Here is a 16,530-nt window from a genome sequence, read left to right as displayed (position 1 = left end):
GACACTCTTACTGCTTTTCTGTAGGATAATCACAAAGTTCGGTGATCACGCCACCTGAATGACGCGGATCCATATAGATTAATCGTCGACCTTTAGCGGTCGTACGAAGCGTATCCTCTAAAAACGTGATTCCGTTTTGCATGTGTTTGGTAATGGCTTGATCTAAATCGTCCACGCGGTAAGCGATGTGATGGACCCCTTTCCCTCGAGCTTTCATAAACCGGGCAATCGGACTCGTATTACTTGTCGGACGTAGTAATTCGATAACATCTTCCCCGATATGGATAACGGCTAACTCGGTTTCGACCCCGGTAGCCGTATTTGTATAGCGATCCATGAGTTCTCCGCCTAACACGGTCGTATAAAAGGTGATCGCCTCGTCTAAATCTCGAACGGCGATTCCTGTATGGTCAATTTGCATAAACATTCCTCCTCACTCTTCAGTTTGCCTAAAGTTGAACAAAATGTCACTTCACAACGTTTCAAGCATATCCGATATAATAGGAGAGGGAGGGACAGCGAAATGAACGGAAAAATCACTACGGGTTTGGTGGGCACTTTCGCCTTGGTATCATTTGTGTTTGGACTCTCACTTGCGACATTTGTCGACTATCGCATCAATGAAGAACAGGTTGTCCTTGAACGGTTAACTACTCATAAACAGATTGGTCCGACGGAGTTGCTGTCTACCGAAGTCGACTTTCATTTGAATGGATCGAATTATGCGATTCGTTTCAAAGATGAGCCAAACATCACGTATTGGTTCAATGTTGTCGACCGCAAAATCAAATTCGATCGGATTGAATCGCTCGATTTGAGAGACACGGGACTTCGGACAGAACTGTTTGAAGAGATGCCACCTTTAGCGATGGAGTCGACAACCGCTGCAGAATGAAAGACGTTGAACGAACAACTTTTTCCTGTGAGAAAGAGTTGATTTGCTCGACGTCTTTTAGCATTTTATGAATAGAGCGGGGTCGGCGGCACCTGTTGCGTGTAAGTTAATCCGCTGACAGAAGATGCTTGAGCACCGTGTTTTTGGAGCGCAAAGGTCAAGTCGGTTTGCAAATTGGTCGTGGAAATGTGAGCCTCTTCGATATATCGAAGCTTATAGAAAAACTTTTGTTGCAGAAACGAAATGGCTTCCCGTACAAACGGTTCGTCACATTCTAAGTGGATTTCTTGTACGAACACATGGTACATTCGTAATCTTACTTTCATAATCCCAATCGGGCGGTGACACCAACGTAACATATAGAACAATGTATGCTGGCGCATTTCATTCGTAAACTGTTGGTCTGTCATAGGGACCGCTTCCGGAAGGACATAATAAGATGTATTTCGAAATTCAATCCATTCGTTTCTTCTGGAATAATCAATCAAATCTAGCGTCCAATATGTATGTGATCCTTTCTCGCATGGGAGTAATGGCAAATGATACGTAGTCGTTTGATGATACTTTTGAAATCCGGATGCCTCATATATTCGAAGTTTATCTTGATTGTGATAGTCGTTTTCGTGTAAATAGTAAGTTATCATGTGCTTTGTTTCCCGACTTCTCTCATATAAAATTCGATCGAGTAATCCGCGGAAAACATGACGATCATCGTATGCCGATTTTGAAAGTTGAATGATTTGAAATTCTTCAAGATGTTCGTCGTTTGCGACGACGGAGGCTAGTGGGGTATGTTCGTTTAATGCGACATAGACGTGGTGATGTGAAGGCAGGGAGAGAAGTAAAGGTGCTTGGCTAAATGGATATAATGATTGAATGGAAGTGCGTTCATGCAACGGTAATTGTCTACATTCCACAAAACGTAGCGCTCGTTTCACAAAGAATCCTTCTTTCTATATTGGATGGTACGTACACTTAAATTGTAAGCGCTTCCTTATATTATCGTGTGTGGCATTGTGATGACATCTAACTTAAGAAAAAATCAAACCTTCTAGAAAAAGGTTTGAGTAAAATAGAAGATATACGTTTAATACAGTAAAATATGATTCACCTGAGCGCTGATGTGTGAGTTTCATCAAAAGTCATCCGTAACGAACCGATGAAACATGCTATACTTAATCACAATGAAACCATATATTAGGAGTATAAAATGAAATACGTTTATTACATGATACTGGCTTTTGTACTTTTGATGACAGGCACACCATCTCCAGCGCTAGCTGAAACAGAACCAGTGGTCATTCATGAAAATATCATTATCGAAGAAGACGTAGAAATTCATGAGGGATTTCAATCACCAAATGAAATGATTTATTTGTTCGTACTCATCGTATTATTATCAGTCATCGGACTTGGGATAATGAATACGATTGAATAACGTGAAAACGTTCACAAAAATGCAATAAGTAGTTTGGTAACGTTTACAATCATTCGCTTATACTTGTACGTGTAGGAAGGAAGTTCTGCACCAACTTTCTGTCCTCCTTTCAAATGAACACCCCTCGTTCATATCATGTATTGGAGTCAATCGATCTCATCGATTGACTCCCTTTTTCTATAAACGAATTCGCTTTTCTTTTGCTAACCGCTTTAACCGTTTTGTCTCGTCTGTATGTCCGTGACTTTCTAGAAAGTCGACATATACTTGAAATGGTTCGGAGCGATGAGAAAAGAACGGAATATATTCTGAAAACAGTTTTTGTTCCGCTTCTTTTAATTTCCCTTCAGAGACAAGAAGGCGAAGCTCTAACATTTTGAGTGCCTGGTAGTTTTCCAGTTCGGTATCTTCTATCTGAGACTTCTCTAAAGTACGGTCACAAAGTTTTAGGAGACGGGAGTGGAGGATTTTTCTTGAGTTGGCGTGACTATGCTCGATGGACAACGTTGAAAGTAAATCAATTCTTGTGGAATCGACATCTTTTGGGACATGAAGAGCGGTGTATAAGGCGCGGTCAATCCAGACGGTATCAATCGGAGCATCTAGTTGATAGTAATGAATGAGTTTTTGAAGCATGGTGACTTGTGAAATTTTTAAAAGGCGGAATGGGTCGCTCGTTGAAAAGAGCGGTTCTTCTCCGGCCGACGTAGACAGAAGGTAAAACATTTCTTCATACATCATACGCGCTTCTGTATACTCTTCTGCGTAGTGGGATAAATCACGAATGATTTTTTTGGCGTGGATGTACCAATTTTTTTGGTCACGCTCTGACATCACCTGATTCGGGCGAATATATAAATATTCATATGCGGAGTCAACAAAGCGTTCAGCCAGCGTAATCGTTTGCGAGAGCGAATGCCGTTCTTCCGAATGCTTTTTTTCTTTATAGCGTGTGAACTGGCTAATCATGAAATCAAAATCTTGATCATCAATCACATCTTTAGGAGTATGACGATACATTTCGACGAGTAAATCGCGTAACGTCGTCTCACCGTATTGCTCCAATAACATGCGTAATTTTCCGACACGCATCAGCTCTCCTCCTTTCGGTCATTTCTTATTACACCGTTTCTTGATTTGGGCAAACACCAATTATTATTCCTTTCCCGGTTTTCATCTGAAACAATCATTTGGTCTCATGCTTAAGACGGATTTTCATAAGAAACGTTGTCAGATGAAGGCAGGTTCGGGATAATAGAGAAAAATTGATAAAGTTGAGGATTATAATGATGAAAGATGAACAACATTTATCGCGTGTCGAACGTAGAAAACGCGAATTAGAACAACAAGAAATCGAATCGTCTCATGTGGACCGTGGTCAACCGGACGAACTATCTATACATGAACAACGGCGTGAACAGGCGACACGTCAATCCGAACATCCATTTTTAAATGAACATATGAAAGATTCTTCAAAACCGAAAAATGGAACGGTGAAGCCACGTCGGAAACGATCGCCCCGTATCTCATTATTTTCGAAACAGAAATCATCTCGTTCGAAATCACAGCATGCGACGAGACAATCAGAATCACCTACTCCCACAAAACGAGAAATGTCTCATTCTTCTAAACAGCCAACGAAACGGAAGCGTAAATGGAAGGGGAAAGTTGCCCTTTTCCTACTTGTGATTCTACTAGTCGTTGGATATATGGCGACATCTCCCTTCACATTCCTCATCATGGGAAGCGACGCACGGGTTGGTGAGTCACTCTCGGGATCTCGTACGGACTCCTTGCAGTTGATGGAATTCGTACCACGCTCTGGTACTGTTCAGAATGTATCGATTCCACGGGATACGTATACGGCCATCCCATGTGAACCTGAACGGGAAGGTGACAAAATTACGCATGCGTTCGCATTCGGTGGTGCAGAGTGTACGGTTGGTGCCGTGGAAGGACTGACTGATGCCTCGGTCGATGGACAAGTCGTCATCACGTTCGAATCGTTTATGGAATTGATTGATTTAATCGGTGGGGTGAACGTCACGGCAACGCATTCGTTTAGTGAGAAAGGGTTCAACCAAACGTATGAATATACGGAAGGCGTTTCCTATGCGATGGATGGAGACATGGCATTGGCGTATGCGAGACACCGTAAATCTGATACAGATGGGGCTCGTTCGAATCGTCAAACGGAGGTCATGACGGCTGTCGCAGAAAAACTGGCAAGTCCTTCTGGGTGGACCAAAATCCCTGCGACATACCGCTTTATGAAAGAAGAGATGGGGCTTGAGATGAACGTCTTGCAAATGGCTTCTGTCGGATTGACGATGATTTCGAATCCGGAGGTAAATAAAATGCAAGTCGAAGGTCAGGATGCCTATATCAACAACGTCTATTACTATGAACCGTTAGAAGAGAGTGTCCAGACGATTCGAGATGCTCTTGATTTATCTATTTGGGGTACTGTCAGATAATTTTAAGAAAAGGGTTTGATTCTGACTTGAAAGAGGAATTTTAAACAAATGAACTACTCTTTTGAGGAGGGAAATTTGAATGAAAGTTTTAGTCATTGGAGCAACAGGAAAGATCGGGAAACGTGTATTGAAAAGCCTGGCGAAAACCCATCAAGTGACCGCTTTAATTCGTTATCCTGAACTACAAGCAGAGTATGAAAAAATGGGTGCGCATGTATTGACGGTTGACGTTGAGAAAGAACTCGAGAAAAAAGTGCATGAGGCGACGAGCGGACAAGATGCCGTTATTATTGCGGCAACTGCTGGTGCAGATGGTTCGAGCACTGAAATTGAACTGCTTGACCGAAACGTCGCAATGAACGCAATTGATGCCGCAAAAAAAGAACGAGTACGTCATGTCGTCTTGCTCAGTGCTTATGGCGCCGATCAACCGAATGCTGCACCGAAAGAACTCTTTAACTTTCTGTCAGCTAATAATGCCGCCGACGAGTATATCGAACATAGCGGTTTGAACTATACGATTATTTGCCCAGTGACCATTGTCGATGAACCGAGTAAAGGTTCCATCGAAGCATCTGAAGATCTGAATGACGCGGATGGTGCGACGATTTCTGAAACTGATGTCGCGACTATCATCGCAGCATCCCTCGATAACCGTGGCTTGTACGGTCGCCGGATTGAAATTAAGTCTGGCAGTACACCAATCAACGAAGCACTTGATTTTGAAGGACGTGGAGAAGTAGCGAATGGAGGAAGAACGACGTTGCGTCGACCACAACGCTCATAATGAGTTGAGGAGAAGATAACATGGAACGGAAGTTATACAAAGACCCAAGTAATCAAATGATTGCCGGAGTATGTTCAGGACTAGGAAACTATTTAGGTGTGGATGTCACGATCATGCGCGTTCTTTTCGTGGCGATGGCTCTTCTCGGAGGACCAGGACTCCTCATTTACATCATCCTGGCAATTATTATGAAGAAGCCGCCATCAGAATATGAAGTAGAACAAGAAGATCGCTTTTAATAAAAAATCAATCCGACGTCTCGTCGGATTGATTTTTTATTTCTCTACATATAAAGTGTAACTCGCTTCGAATGTCTCATTTGGTGAAAGGAGTTGAATCCCTTCTTTGTTCAGGAAGTCTCTTCGGTGCCCTTTATAATCCGCATGTCCGAACCAAGGTTCCAAACAGACGAACGGAGCGTCTTTGTGCGGTGGAGACCAAATACCAAAATGCGTGAAGGACGGACTTTCCATCACGATGGCGGTGCCTGTCGGTTGATGCCGGAGTGCTGCGTAGTCAACGTTCTCAAAAATCAGCGCATCGTCATCGAATAGCGATCTAGTGAGCGGGATATACTGTCGTTCACCGAGTGGTTGATACGCACCTGTCAAATAAGGACCGTCTAAGAGATAGCGATCGCGTGTGCGAACTTCACCAAAGTCAATCGTATAGTCCTCAAACGTTCCCCCCATGAATGGAACATTGAATGCGGGGTGGCCTCCGATACTGAATGGTAACACGGTTTCACCGGAGTTATAGACACGATACGACACGATGACTTCTTCGCCAACAAGTTGATATGAAACGTTTAGCGTAAACGGGAAAGGATAGTGTTGGCGCGATTCAGCTGTATCGCTCAGTGTGAAACAGACGGACGTGGCAGACGATGAATCGATATCAAAAATAGCATCACGGGCAAAGCCGTGTTGGCTCATCGTATACGTGTTTCCTTCATACAAATATTGATCATCGAGCAACCGACCGACAATCGGAAAAAGAATCGGTGCCTGTCTCCCCCAATACGTGGGGTCCCCTTGCCAAAGAAATTCTTGTCCTTCTACTTTCCAACTAGTCATCTCCGCCCCTTGCGCCTTTAAGTTAATCTGTATTTTTTCATTTTGAAGTTGCACAATACACACGCTCCTTTACAGTTTATGATAAGTTAAGTGTAGAAATCTTGAGGAAAACAAACAAGGGGTAAATGATGCGCTTACAAAAAATCGTAATCGGAACGCTAATCCTTCTATTGATTGTTGGGCTTGCTTATAAAGGTTATGAAGAATATATGTCGACGTTAGAGGGAGATAAAGCGGTTCCGATTGTACAAGATGAATCGGTTTTGGGAGGGTTAGAAGTCGGACAGCAAGCTCCAGACTTCACTTTGAGCACGCTAGAAGGGGAACGTCTTTCTCTTTCTCAATATCAAGGAAAGCCGGTCGTGATTAACTTTTGGGCTTCGTGGTGTCCACCATGCCGGGATGAGTTCCCTGAACTCGTGTCTTTTGAAAAAGCGACGAATATTCCGGTTGTTGGAGTAAATGTCACGAAGAATGAACGACGTGGAAAAGAAGACGTGGAAGCATTCTTAGATGAGTATCCCGTCGATTTTCCGATTCTGTTAGATGAAGAGGCAGCTGTCGAGCAACGATATCGTGTTGTCGCATTACCGACAACGTACGTTCTAGATGCAAAAGGAATCATCGTGGCGAAACAGACGGGTCCAGTTGACGAAGCGTGGCTTCAAGGACAGGTTAGTCAATTATCAGAATGACACGTCATTCAAAAGCTGAACGATCTGCCCGGTTTGATTGGGCAGATCGTTCAGCTTTTGTAGTGTTGCTTAATCAACGCATCAAAGTTAGGGGTCATATCTTCTTCAAGATAATAGTGATGATTGTCTCGAATGATTGTATCACCAACACGTGCTTCGGATGGTAGGAATCGTCTAGGAATGAAACTTGAGCCATTATTCCATCTCAATACGGCATATTTTCCCTCGATCCGTACCAATGTACCGTACTTAATCATACCTCTTCCTCCTCGACGAGCAGCTTCTGTCTCTTTTTATCCTTACATCATGTATTCCCAAATTACATAAAAGCTACACCTCTTTACACGTGTCCGTCCATAGAAAGGGTGGGCGTTATGTTCGAGACCCGTGGATGTTATTAACAAGAAATGTGAAAAAAGTTTGAAGAAAACGCTTTCTTTTTTGGAGGCGGTCTTCTATAATAAAACCACGGGGTGATTATGACGAAACTGTGAACAATGGGGGGATGGTCATGTTTTCTTCTGCTATGATTGGATTGCTCGCTCTGACGGGAGTAACAATCTATGGGGTTGACCGTATGTTCACGGTCCGCTCAGAACGCATCACAAAGAAATAGGTCTACATAGGGGGATCGCAACGTCTTGGGGAGACGTTGCGATTTTTTTAATAGTCTTGTCGACGAGACCGACGATCGGTCTCTTTTTGTTCCACCATCTTCTGATTTCGTTCATGAACCCGATCGAAAAATGCGTGATCTGGCCAAGATGGAGACCAATGACGTTGTTCAGGAAGAGCTAGAATGTATTCTTCCGCAGCGCTCAACCGCTTAATCATTTGACTTCGATTATCACATAAATCACCATGCCCCGGTACGAACCATTGGATTTCATGTTCATAAATGATTGATTGCAACGTTTGTAACGTATCGAGATAGGCAGTCGGGTCGTGTTCGATAAATGGGGGCTCGATATTTGATCCGTAATCCCCACAAACGAGTAGATTCATCGATTCGATTAAAATCGACATGTGTGTCGCGTCATGGCCAGGTGTGGAGATGAATGTGACCGGTACTGAACCGAGCAAAAGCGTTTGATCGGGCTTGATCACGAGATCGATGTCGGGTTTTTGGATAGGACGATTGATGTAATGTTGCTCATAAAACTCACGAATCTCATTTAGCTGCTCAGATGAATCTGTCTCTACAAACGCTTGTGAGGCAATGGTTGTAGCATCGGTAAAGCCATAGGCTCCAATGATATGGTCAAAATGATGATGCGTAAAGATGACGTAAAGTGGACGGTCGTTGCGACGCAGCTCGATATCTCGGCGAATCGTGGCGATTTCTTCAGGGAGCCACGTCGGATCAATCAAAATAATAGCATCGGGTGTATCAATGAGAGTCGATGTCGTTCGCATCAACGCACTTTCATATACAGTAAATGATTGCAGTTTCGCTTGAATCAATGGAGTTCCTCCTCATTCGATTAGACTCATTTACTCTTTCCCCAAATCGCTTGAGAGAACAACAAAAAAGCAGAAAGTCGTGTGACTTTCTGCTTTTGCAAGGTCTCAACCGTGCAGTGTATGTGTGCGAGATGTTCTCGCGTATATGTCGATATTGGAGCGGGTGAAGAGAATCGAACTCTCGTCATCAGCTTGGAAGGCTGAGGTTTTACCATTAAACTACACCCGCGAAACGTTTTAACGTTACTTTGATATAATAGCATATACGATTCTATTTGCAAACCCTTTTTTAAAAAACTTTTTAGGTTGCAGAACCCTATCGACAACGAAGATAATAGAAAAAAGGAGAGAAATCAAATATGAGTGAACGGAAATCATATTTACAACTGATGGGTGAAGGATTTCGAATGTTGAAGCAGTCAAAACAAACGGATACCACGGTGTCTCTCCGGAATTGGACGTTTACGATTCATCACGATCACGAATGGTACGTTGTACTACGTACGAGTCGGATCAAGTGGATCGGGTTGCCGACCACAACGTTTCTTATACGTCCTGACACGATTCAAATAGGAGATTTAAAAATCACCCGTCACGAGGAATCGAATGAAGTACGTTTGACAATCGATGAAGAATGGGGATTGGAAAATAAGGTTGTTTGTGACAACCTAGAATGGGAAACATTCGTCGATGCGCTCAAACGAGTGAAGGGGGAGTAAGCGTGAGTGGAGAGAGGTTATATCGGATGGAAGCCGAGGCTCGGGGGAGTGCTTGGCGTGCCCGGGTGCTAACAGGGATTCAACGATTTCGATTTTACAAAGGAGAATTGCTCGCACCGACAAACCGCCCTTATGTCGTGCTGAGTATCTCGCAAGATGAAGGGGCCCTCCCTGACTTAATTGAAACCGATATGGGTGTCCTCTTGATACATGAACGGATAGGTCCCGTTTTTATGAATGTATGTCCGTATGATGTTCAACTCGTTCGGGTCGAACTTCATACGAGTACGGGAAAAACCGACCGTTATTGCGCACTCAATGTCCTTCGCCGCTTTGAAATCGAATACCTTGAGCATTCGAACGAATATCGTCCATTAAGTGCGGATCGACTCTATTTCCTATCTAATCAAACGGTCCGAATGAATTTATTTGGACATATGATTGCCCAAGACGTAAACAGCCAACGTCTTTACGTGACGGAACGGTTGAAGTATGCACTTCAAGCCAGGATGGTCACGGGGCTAGCATTTAAGCAAGTAAAGGAGAAAACAGCATGAAAGAGTATGAAATTGATGGGTGGTTCCGCCTGACATATCCGGAACATTATGAATACAGCGAAGAAGAAGACTACGTGAGTTTCTATTCGACGGAAGAGGATGCGCAAGGAACGCTTCAAATCTCAATTTATGAATCAGAAGATTCGCAAGAACCAAAGCAATCCGCAATGAGCGAGTTGAAAACGTTCTTAGGAGAGTTTCCGATCGACGTGAAAGTCGCACCGAGTGTGACCGATGAGACGAGTGACATGACGACGGCCTATGCGAGTGGGATTGAAGACGGCATGCATTTAGATGTATGGTCCTTGACCGACGGAACACGGCTCTTATTTTTAACATACGTAGCCGATCAGGTGACCGATGAAAAGATGGAGATTGAGTCCATCATCGATTCAATCGAATGGACATGAAATGAGACACGACGCCAGTTAGGGGCGCGTGTCTCATTTTTTTACTGATATTTTGGTACATCGAAGTTGAGCGTGTAAGCATCAAGAGATTGATAGATGTTATAGATACTAGTCGTCTGTTTCGCAGCCCATCCGATATCGGTTGCATATTGGTGAGTTCCGGGTGAAGACGGGTTGAAGCGCATCTTGTAGAGTGTGTTCTGCATGTATTGCGGATTGTTAATATATTTCGCTCCAATCCAGTAAGCTCCCCCAATGATTGCTTCTTTCGGTGAGAACCATTTTTGTTGGAAAGCGTACTTTGCGCCGTTCCCAAGCGGATTACTATCGGTAGCTTGTATTCCGTACATATTATAGACGGTTGCGGCAACAGGACGTTCCGGATAAATCCGATTCCCACTCGAGTTGATCAATGCATTCCCATCTTTATCGACAGGAACCCCTTTTGCAAGAAGTGACGTACCGTGTCCCGTTTCAAGGAGGGCATGCGAGAGAAGATAGACTTCGTTTACGCCGTACATGCTAGCCGCATCTACGAATGCTTGACCTTGTCCACTAAGTGTCCCTTTAGATGTGAGAACTTTGTTGAGCGTGGTCGCTGTTGTCCCAGCGCTCTTTGATAAATCTAAGAATTGATAGAATGAACGAGAGTTCGAATCAATCTGACTTGGATCGACATACGAGATAAGGTCATCTACTGACGCGCGACGCCATGTGTTGTCGAATACTCGAATGTTGTGTCCAGCCGGGCGTTTATACGAAATTGTATAGTATGTCCCCGTCTGACCAGTTATGGTTACAGTCTCACCTGTGTTGATTTGTCCATAGGCGTGAGATGTCAAAATCGGTCGACTTAAAATGTTTGCTGTCCCAACGACTGAACTCGGTGTCACATATCCAGTCATTGTGCCGTATTTCACTTTGTACCAAACTGTTGAACCGGAAGTGTAGCGGTCAACATATTGTATCGACGCCCCGTATGGAATCGTAACGAGTGAAGAAGAACTTGAGGAAGCAGTCATCTTCAGAGCTGTTCCTAAGCCCGAGATGACTGTCATCTCAGGCTTAACAATCGTTCCAGTCGAACCATTGACGCTAACCCAAGCGCGAGGTAAATATGCTTCATCATATCGATGTGCGTCGGTTTGAGCGAATTGAGCCATTTGGCGTTCTGCCATCTGGCGAACCGTCATTGGATAACTTGTATATGAAACTTTTTTCGTGATGCCTGTCGCAGGTGGAGTCGTTGTGACAGGTACGACGTAATCGGTATGAATATAGTTACCACTATACGTTCCATTCGTGAGAAGAGCCCAGTCTGAGCCGACAATCGGTTTGATGTTGACAATCGTTCCTGTACTTAACGTTCCGACTTTATTTGCTGTCGTTACTTCAGGAGTAGACCGAACGTTGAGCGGTTCGTTCCCATCTACATAGATGCGAACTTGACGTTCTTCTTCGTATTGTTCGTCTGACGGTGCTGTTTTCGAGAAGTGATCCGCCGTCGCATAACCTGTGATTGGGCCGTATTCAATTTTAAAGAATCGTTCCGTGAGGCCAGGTTCAGATACTTGTTGAACTTTCGTACCGAACGGAATGACCGCAATTTTAACCTTTTCAGCATCAGAACGGTTATATAAGACGACATCGCGAGTTGTATAGTAATCTGTTTTCACAATAACCTCTGGATTTTTCAATGAGAAGTGACTAGAGCCTGCATATCCTGTTTTGCCATCATAGCGAATCTTGAACCATGAACTAGATAGACCACTTTGCGAGACTTGTTCCACTTTTGCACCGAACGGAATCGTCGCAATCTTTGTTGCTCCGGCTGCAGAAGAACTATACATCGCCACATTTCGAATCGCAAAGTATGGTGTGATCGTCACTTCTTCAGGTGCCTTCGTTGAAAAATGGCGAGCGGCAGCGAAGCCAGTGACTCCATCATATTCGATTTTGAACCAAGAGTCGGATAGGTTGGCGTCAGAAACTTGTACCACTTTCGTTCCTTCTTTGATCGTGCGGAGGCGAGCCGCTCCGGAAGCGGAAGACTCATACAGTACTAGGTCTCGAACCGCATAATATGTTGTTTTGACGACTGCTTCAGGTTTTGATGTCGAGAAGTTACGTGCAGCTGCATAACCGACAGTGTCCCCGTATTGGACTTTATACCAAGATGAACTCAATCCGTTCACGTACACACGCTTCACTTCTGCTCCGAGTGGAATCGTTGCGATTTTTGATGCACCCGTTCCTGAACCGTTGTAGAGCGCAACATTTTTCACTGCGTAATATGTCGTGACTGCTTCTGGAGCAAGGGGAGTCGCTGTAAAATTACGTGCTGGTGCATAACCGACGAGTGAACCGTATTCGATTTTGTACCAAGATCCCGTCGCACCCAATGAATCGAGGTAAGTGACGTGCGCGCCTTCTGGAATCGTTGCGATTTTTGACGCGCCAGTACCGGTCTTGTCATATAGAACGGCTGTCTTAGAAGCGTAAAATGAAGGATTCGTTTCGCTAAAGTATCGTGCGGCCACATATCCAGTATATGTACCGAATTGTACCTTATACCAAGACCCTGTCGCACCGTGAGTAGAAAGATGCGTCACGAGTGATCCTTTCGGGATGACCGTTTCGATTGAAGCAGATGTTGACATCGACGACCGAAGATTGACGTTCATTTCAGCCACATATAATGAAGCGGACGTTGTAGATGCTTTTGTAATGGATGAACCCATCGTCAAATACGTAGAAGAAACGTAACGTTTCTGTCCCTCGAAGCTGATTTGTGCCCATTCATCATTTACGGCATACACATCTACCGACGTTCCTTCCGTTAACTTGCCGACGATTGAAGACGATGTCGATGAATCAGACCGTACATTTAAAATGGGTGTGTTGACTGTTCCTTCAGATGTTGCTGCGTATGATTGGAGAGGCGCAACGGTGCTCAGAATCGTTCCTGAGACGATGACGGCTACTCCTAATCGTGAGAGTGTCGATTTCAATATGTTACCCCTTTCGGATGAAAAAACATGATAAAAATGATTGCGGTCTAAGTATAACGCACTTAAAAATTGGAAAGAAGAAGTAAAATTTTAAAAAAGGTAAATGGTTAAAATATCTTTTCCGAAATCAGGTAAATAAAAACCCCCCTTATAAAAGGAGGTTGAGTAAATTAATGGGTTTTGATTTGCTTCATCCAAGAAAGGATATCCAACCAAACTTGTTCACGGTGAGCTTCGCGAAGGATTTCATGTCGGGCATTGTCGTATGTGACGACAGAGAGTTCGATATCCGCTTTACGATATTTTTGAATGATTCCGTTCAACCCCTCGCCGTCATGAGTGACGGGATCGTCCACTCCAGCAACGAATAAAACTGGAAGTGACTTCGGATGTTCATGAATACGTGCGGATGTCGTGACATCTAATGAGGCGCGGGTCACCTCATGTAAGAAGCCAAGGGACGGTAGTCCACCGCAATTTGGATCTTCAATATAGGAGTCAACCTCATCGGGCACGCTCGAGAGCCAATCACTATCTGTTCGAGCTGGTAAAAATTTTAGGTTGTAGCGTCCGAACAAGAGTCGTTCAAAAAATTTAGATTGGTGTGTCGCGCCTTTTCGATTCATCGCAGTAGCAATCAAGCGATGACCGATTTCCCCTGCGACTCCAGGGTGTGGAGGCGGGGCGACGACAATCACGCCAGATAAAGCGTGTCCCATGACTTGTCCGAGTCGTCGTGCGAGAAGTGAGCCGAAGCTATGACCTAACAGATAAGTCGGACGCTCATCCTCATGCTGGTTAATGAGATACTGGGCATCATCGACGAGTTGCTGAAATCCAGTCTCTGGCGCAAGATGGCCGTAAGTGTTTTGGTCATGGGCGCTAGTGCCCGCACCTCGCAAGTCACATACAAACACATCGTATCCATTATTTGCCATAAAATGCGCGAACTCAATATATCTTTCATGATGTTCGAGCATCCCATGAAACATGAATATTTTTCCAATTGATTGATCTGCCTGCACGTGCATCACTTCCGTTTGATACCCGTCAGGATACGTCAACTCCGATACGATCATCTGTCATCCCCCTATTAGAAAAGTCCGATTGCTTTTCCGGATTCATCAATTCCCATATTGAGAGCTGCCGGATGTTTTGGCAAGCCTGGCATCGTCAGCACGTTTCCTGTCAAGGCGACGAGGAATCCTGCTCCCACTGATGGTTTCAATTCGCGAACGGTGATCGTGAATCCTTGTTGATAACCGAATTTTGAAGGGTCGTCAGAGAGGGAGAACGGTGTCTTCGCCATACATATTGGGAGGTCGGCCCACCCATTTGTTTCGATGGCTTGAATCTGTTTTTGTGCTTTTGGTGTGAACGTGACATCCGCGGCACCATATACTTCCCGGGCAATCGTCTTGATTTTGTGTTCAATCGAGTCAGTTAATTCATAAAGTGGAGATAGCTTGCTTTCTTTTGATTCCACCGCATCAATGACGGCTTCGGCCAACTGGTGACCACCAAGTCCACCATTCGCCCATACCTCACTCAATGAAGCGCGGATATCATGTGCAGTACACCAATCAAGAACGGCAGCGAGCTCATCTTCTGTATCTGAATTGAAACGATTTAAAGCGACAACAGTCGGAAGTCCGAGCTTTTTCATCGTGTCGATATGTTTGGCGAGTAACTTCATTCCTTGACCGACTGCACCGACATTTTCGATATGAAGCTGATCCTTAGATACACCTCCATGCATTTTTAGAGCACGTACGGTCGCAACGAGAACGACCGCATCGGGATTTAATTCTCCAACTCGAGATTTGATGTGACAGAATTTTTCAGCTCCGAGGTCTGCACCGAAACCGGCTTCCGTCACGACATATTCACCAAGCTTCAAAGCTGTCTTTGTTGCGATCAATGAGTTACATCCGTGCGCAATGTTCGCAAACGGTCCACCGTGGACGAGAGCCGGGGTTTGTTCAAGTGTTTGGACAAGGTTTGGTTTAAATGCCTCTTTTAAAAGTAATGTTGCCGCGCCTGCCGCACCAATTTGTTCGGCGGTGATTGGTTCTTGTTGATGGTCATAAGCGACGACGATTCGCTTGATTCGTTCTTCGAGGTCATTCAAAGAATCCGCGAGACAAAGGATGGCCATAATTTCGGAAGCGACAGTAATATCAAATCCGTCCTCACGCGGTACTCCATGAGCGGTACCCCCAAGTCCGACGGTGACATGACGTAGCGCACGGTCGTTCAAGTCGAGAACTCGTTTCCATACGATTCGGCGAACGTCGATCCCGAGATCATTTCCCTGATGAAGATGATTGTCGATCATGGCACTAATTGTGTTGTGTGCCGACGTAATCGCATGCATGTCTCCTGTGAAATGGAGGTTGATGTCCTCCATCGGGAGAACTTGACTGAAGCCACCACCGGCTGCGCCGCCCTTTAAGCCCATTGTTGGTCCGAGTGAAGGTTCGCGAAGACAAACGATTGCTTGTTTGTCCAACTGATTCAAGGCTTGACCGAGACCGACCGTGACCGTTGATTTTCCTTCTCCGGCTGGCGTTGGATTGATTGCAGTAACGAGTACAAGTTTTCCGTCTTTTCGTGTCTTCACACGTTCGAGGACATCATAAGAAAGTTTGGCTTTATATTTTCCATAAAGATCAAGGTCGTCTTCTTGTAGTCCGATTTTTGCTGCAACTTCTTTGATCGGCAATGTTTTAGCTTGTTGGGCGATGGTTAAGTCGGATAATGGTTTCGTTGTTGTCATGTGAAAGTACCTCCGTTTATCGAACGATGTGTTTTAATATATTGAATAATATTCGTGATTAACGTCATAAAAAACAGAACGGATAGTTTGGAGTACAATCCGTTCGTATTGTCATTGATTTTATCATAACTCATCATTCCTTGAATTTCATTCATTCCGTTCAATATTTTCCACCCTTTCTGTCAAATGTATCCGTTTTCATAAAGAGCTCTTCACGATACA

Annotated in this window: 18 protein-coding genes and 1 tRNA gene; 9 read left to right on the top strand and 10 right to left on the bottom strand. The window is 44.4% G+C overall.

What is annotated here, in order from left to right:
- Positions 1-7: 7 nt before the first annotated feature.
- Positions 8-421: a VOC family protein gene (locus P400_RS0114155; RefSeq protein ID WP_407636720.1), complete on the bottom strand. Its 414-nt coding sequence runs from the start codon at positions 419-421 to the stop codon at positions 8-10.
- A 102-nt stretch (positions 422-523) separates the two neighbouring features.
- Here P400_RS0114155 and P400_RS0114150 point away from each other — a divergent pair, with 102 nt between their 5' ends.
- Positions 524-895 (top strand): hypothetical protein, encoded by a 372-nt coding sequence (locus P400_RS0114150; RefSeq protein ID WP_026826811.1) that lies wholly within the window; start codon positions 524-526, stop codon positions 893-895.
- Positions 896-960: 65 nt separating this feature from the next.
- Here P400_RS0114150 and P400_RS0114145 read toward each other — a convergent pair whose 3' ends face one another.
- A complete protein-coding gene (locus tag P400_RS0114145; protein ID WP_026826810.1) occupies positions 961-1,833 on the bottom strand; it encodes a hypothetical protein in 873 nt (290 codons plus the stop codon).
- Positions 1,834-2,105: 272 nt separating this feature from the next.
- On the opposite strand from P400_RS0114145, the gene P400_RS0114140 reads away from it, so the two are divergent.
- On the top strand, positions 2,106-2,333 hold the full coding sequence (locus P400_RS0114140) for a hypothetical protein (protein ID WP_026826809.1): 228 nt from the start codon (positions 2,106-2,108) through the stop codon (positions 2,331-2,333).
- Positions 2,334-2,510: 177 nt separating this feature from the next.
- Here the strand turns inward: P400_RS0114140 and P400_RS0114135 are convergent, their stop codons facing one another.
- On the bottom strand, positions 2,511-3,425 hold the full coding sequence (locus P400_RS0114135) for a hypothetical protein (RefSeq protein ID WP_026826808.1): 915 nt from the start codon (positions 3,423-3,425) through the stop codon (positions 2,511-2,513).
- Between the two features lie 197 nt (positions 3,426-3,622).
- On the opposite strand from P400_RS0114135, the gene P400_RS0114130 reads away from it, so the two are divergent.
- From P400_RS0114130 to P400_RS0114120, 3 genes are all read left to right on the top strand, one after another.
- Complete coding sequence (locus tag P400_RS0114130) at positions 3,623-4,810, top strand: LCP family protein (protein WP_235181867.1); 1,188 nt, start codon at positions 3,623-3,625, stop codon at positions 4,808-4,810.
- Positions 4,811-4,889: 79 nt separating this feature from the next.
- The gene (locus P400_RS0114125; RefSeq protein WP_026826806.1) at positions 4,890-5,597 is read left to right on the top strand and encodes an NAD(P)-binding oxidoreductase; all 708 of its coding nucleotides are present in this window, start codon (positions 4,890-4,892) and stop codon (positions 5,595-5,597) included.
- 20 nt (positions 5,598-5,617) lie between these two features.
- Positions 5,618-5,836, top strand: coding sequence for a PspC domain-containing protein (locus tag P400_RS0114120; RefSeq protein WP_026826805.1), 219 nt, complete (start codon positions 5,618-5,620; stop codon positions 5,834-5,836).
- Positions 5,837-5,872: 36 nt separating this feature from the next.
- On the opposite strand, the gene P400_RS0114115 is transcribed toward P400_RS0114120, so the two are convergent.
- Positions 5,873-6,727, bottom strand: a complete 855-nt coding sequence (locus P400_RS0114115; RefSeq protein ID WP_026826804.1) for an aldose 1-epimerase family protein — start codon at positions 6,725-6,727, stop codon at positions 5,873-5,875.
- Between the two features lie 74 nt (positions 6,728-6,801).
- Here P400_RS0114115 and P400_RS0114110 point away from each other — a divergent pair, with 74 nt between their 5' ends.
- Entirely contained in the window at positions 6,802-7,368 is a 567-nt protein-coding gene (locus P400_RS0114110; protein ID WP_235181866.1) for a TlpA family protein disulfide reductase, read from the top strand.
- Between the two features lie 50 nt (positions 7,369-7,418).
- Here the strand turns inward: P400_RS0114110 and P400_RS0114105 are convergent, their stop codons facing one another.
- The 3 genes from P400_RS0114105 to P400_RS0114090 form a co-directional block, all read right to left on the bottom strand.
- Positions 7,419-7,625: a DUF3006 domain-containing protein gene (locus P400_RS0114105; RefSeq protein WP_015880796.1), complete on the bottom strand. Its 207-nt coding sequence runs from the start codon at positions 7,623-7,625 to the stop codon at positions 7,419-7,421.
- A gap of 406 nt (positions 7,626-8,031) precedes the next feature.
- Positions 8,032-8,832 carry an MBL fold metallo-hydrolase gene (locus tag P400_RS0114095; protein WP_026826802.1) on the bottom strand — a complete coding sequence of 267 codons (801 nt, stop codon included), beginning with the start codon at positions 8,830-8,832 and terminating at the stop codon, positions 8,032-8,034.
- 155 nt (positions 8,833-8,987) lie between these two features.
- Positions 8,988-9,061, bottom strand: a tRNA-Gly gene (locus tag P400_RS0114090).
- Between the two features lie 130 nt (positions 9,062-9,191).
- On the opposite strand from P400_RS0114090, the gene P400_RS0114085 reads away from it, so the two are divergent.
- From P400_RS0114085 to P400_RS0114075, 3 genes are read left to right on the top strand one after another with little or no spacing between them, the layout of a single operon-like run.
- Positions 9,192-9,551, top strand: coding sequence for a hypothetical protein (locus P400_RS0114085; RefSeq protein ID WP_026826801.1), 360 nt, complete (start codon positions 9,192-9,194; stop codon positions 9,549-9,551).
- 2 nt (positions 9,552-9,553) lie between these two features.
- Positions 9,554-10,108 carry a hypothetical protein gene (locus P400_RS0114080; protein ID WP_235181865.1) on the top strand — a complete coding sequence of 185 codons (555 nt, stop codon included), beginning with the start codon at positions 9,554-9,556 and terminating at the stop codon, positions 10,106-10,108.
- Positions 10,105-10,518, top strand: a complete 414-nt coding sequence (locus P400_RS0114075) for a DUF3805 domain-containing protein (protein WP_026826799.1) — start codon at positions 10,105-10,107, stop codon at positions 10,516-10,518. Before P400_RS0114080 ends, P400_RS0114075 begins: the two co-directional genes overlap by 4 nt.
- Positions 10,519-10,559: 41 nt before the next feature.
- On the opposite strand, the gene P400_RS0114070 is transcribed toward P400_RS0114075, so the two are convergent.
- From P400_RS0114070 to P400_RS0114060, 3 genes are all read right to left on the bottom strand, one after another.
- Positions 10,560-13,529 carry an SH3 domain-containing protein gene (locus tag P400_RS0114070; protein WP_026826798.1) on the bottom strand — a complete coding sequence of 990 codons (2,970 nt, stop codon included), beginning with the start codon at positions 13,527-13,529 and terminating at the stop codon, positions 10,560-10,562.
- A 170-nt stretch (positions 13,530-13,699) separates the two neighbouring features.
- A complete protein-coding gene (locus P400_RS0114065; RefSeq protein ID WP_026826797.1) occupies positions 13,700-14,608 on the bottom strand; it encodes an alpha/beta fold hydrolase in 909 nt (302 codons plus the stop codon).
- Between the two features lie 14 nt (positions 14,609-14,622).
- Entirely contained in the window at positions 14,623-16,308 is a 1,686-nt protein-coding gene (locus P400_RS0114060) for a formate--tetrahydrofolate ligase (RefSeq protein ID WP_026826796.1), read from the bottom strand.
- Positions 16,309-16,530: the final 222 nt, after the last annotated feature.

The sequence above is a fragment of the Exiguobacterium marinum DSM 16307 genome, assembly GCF_000620845.1.
In the GTDB taxonomy this organism is placed as follows: domain Bacteria; phylum Bacillota; class Bacilli; order Exiguobacteriales; family Exiguobacteriaceae; genus Exiguobacterium; species Exiguobacterium marinum.
The sequence above is the reverse complement of the archived record's forward strand: the minus strand, read 5'-3'. Positions and strand labels throughout refer to the sequence as shown.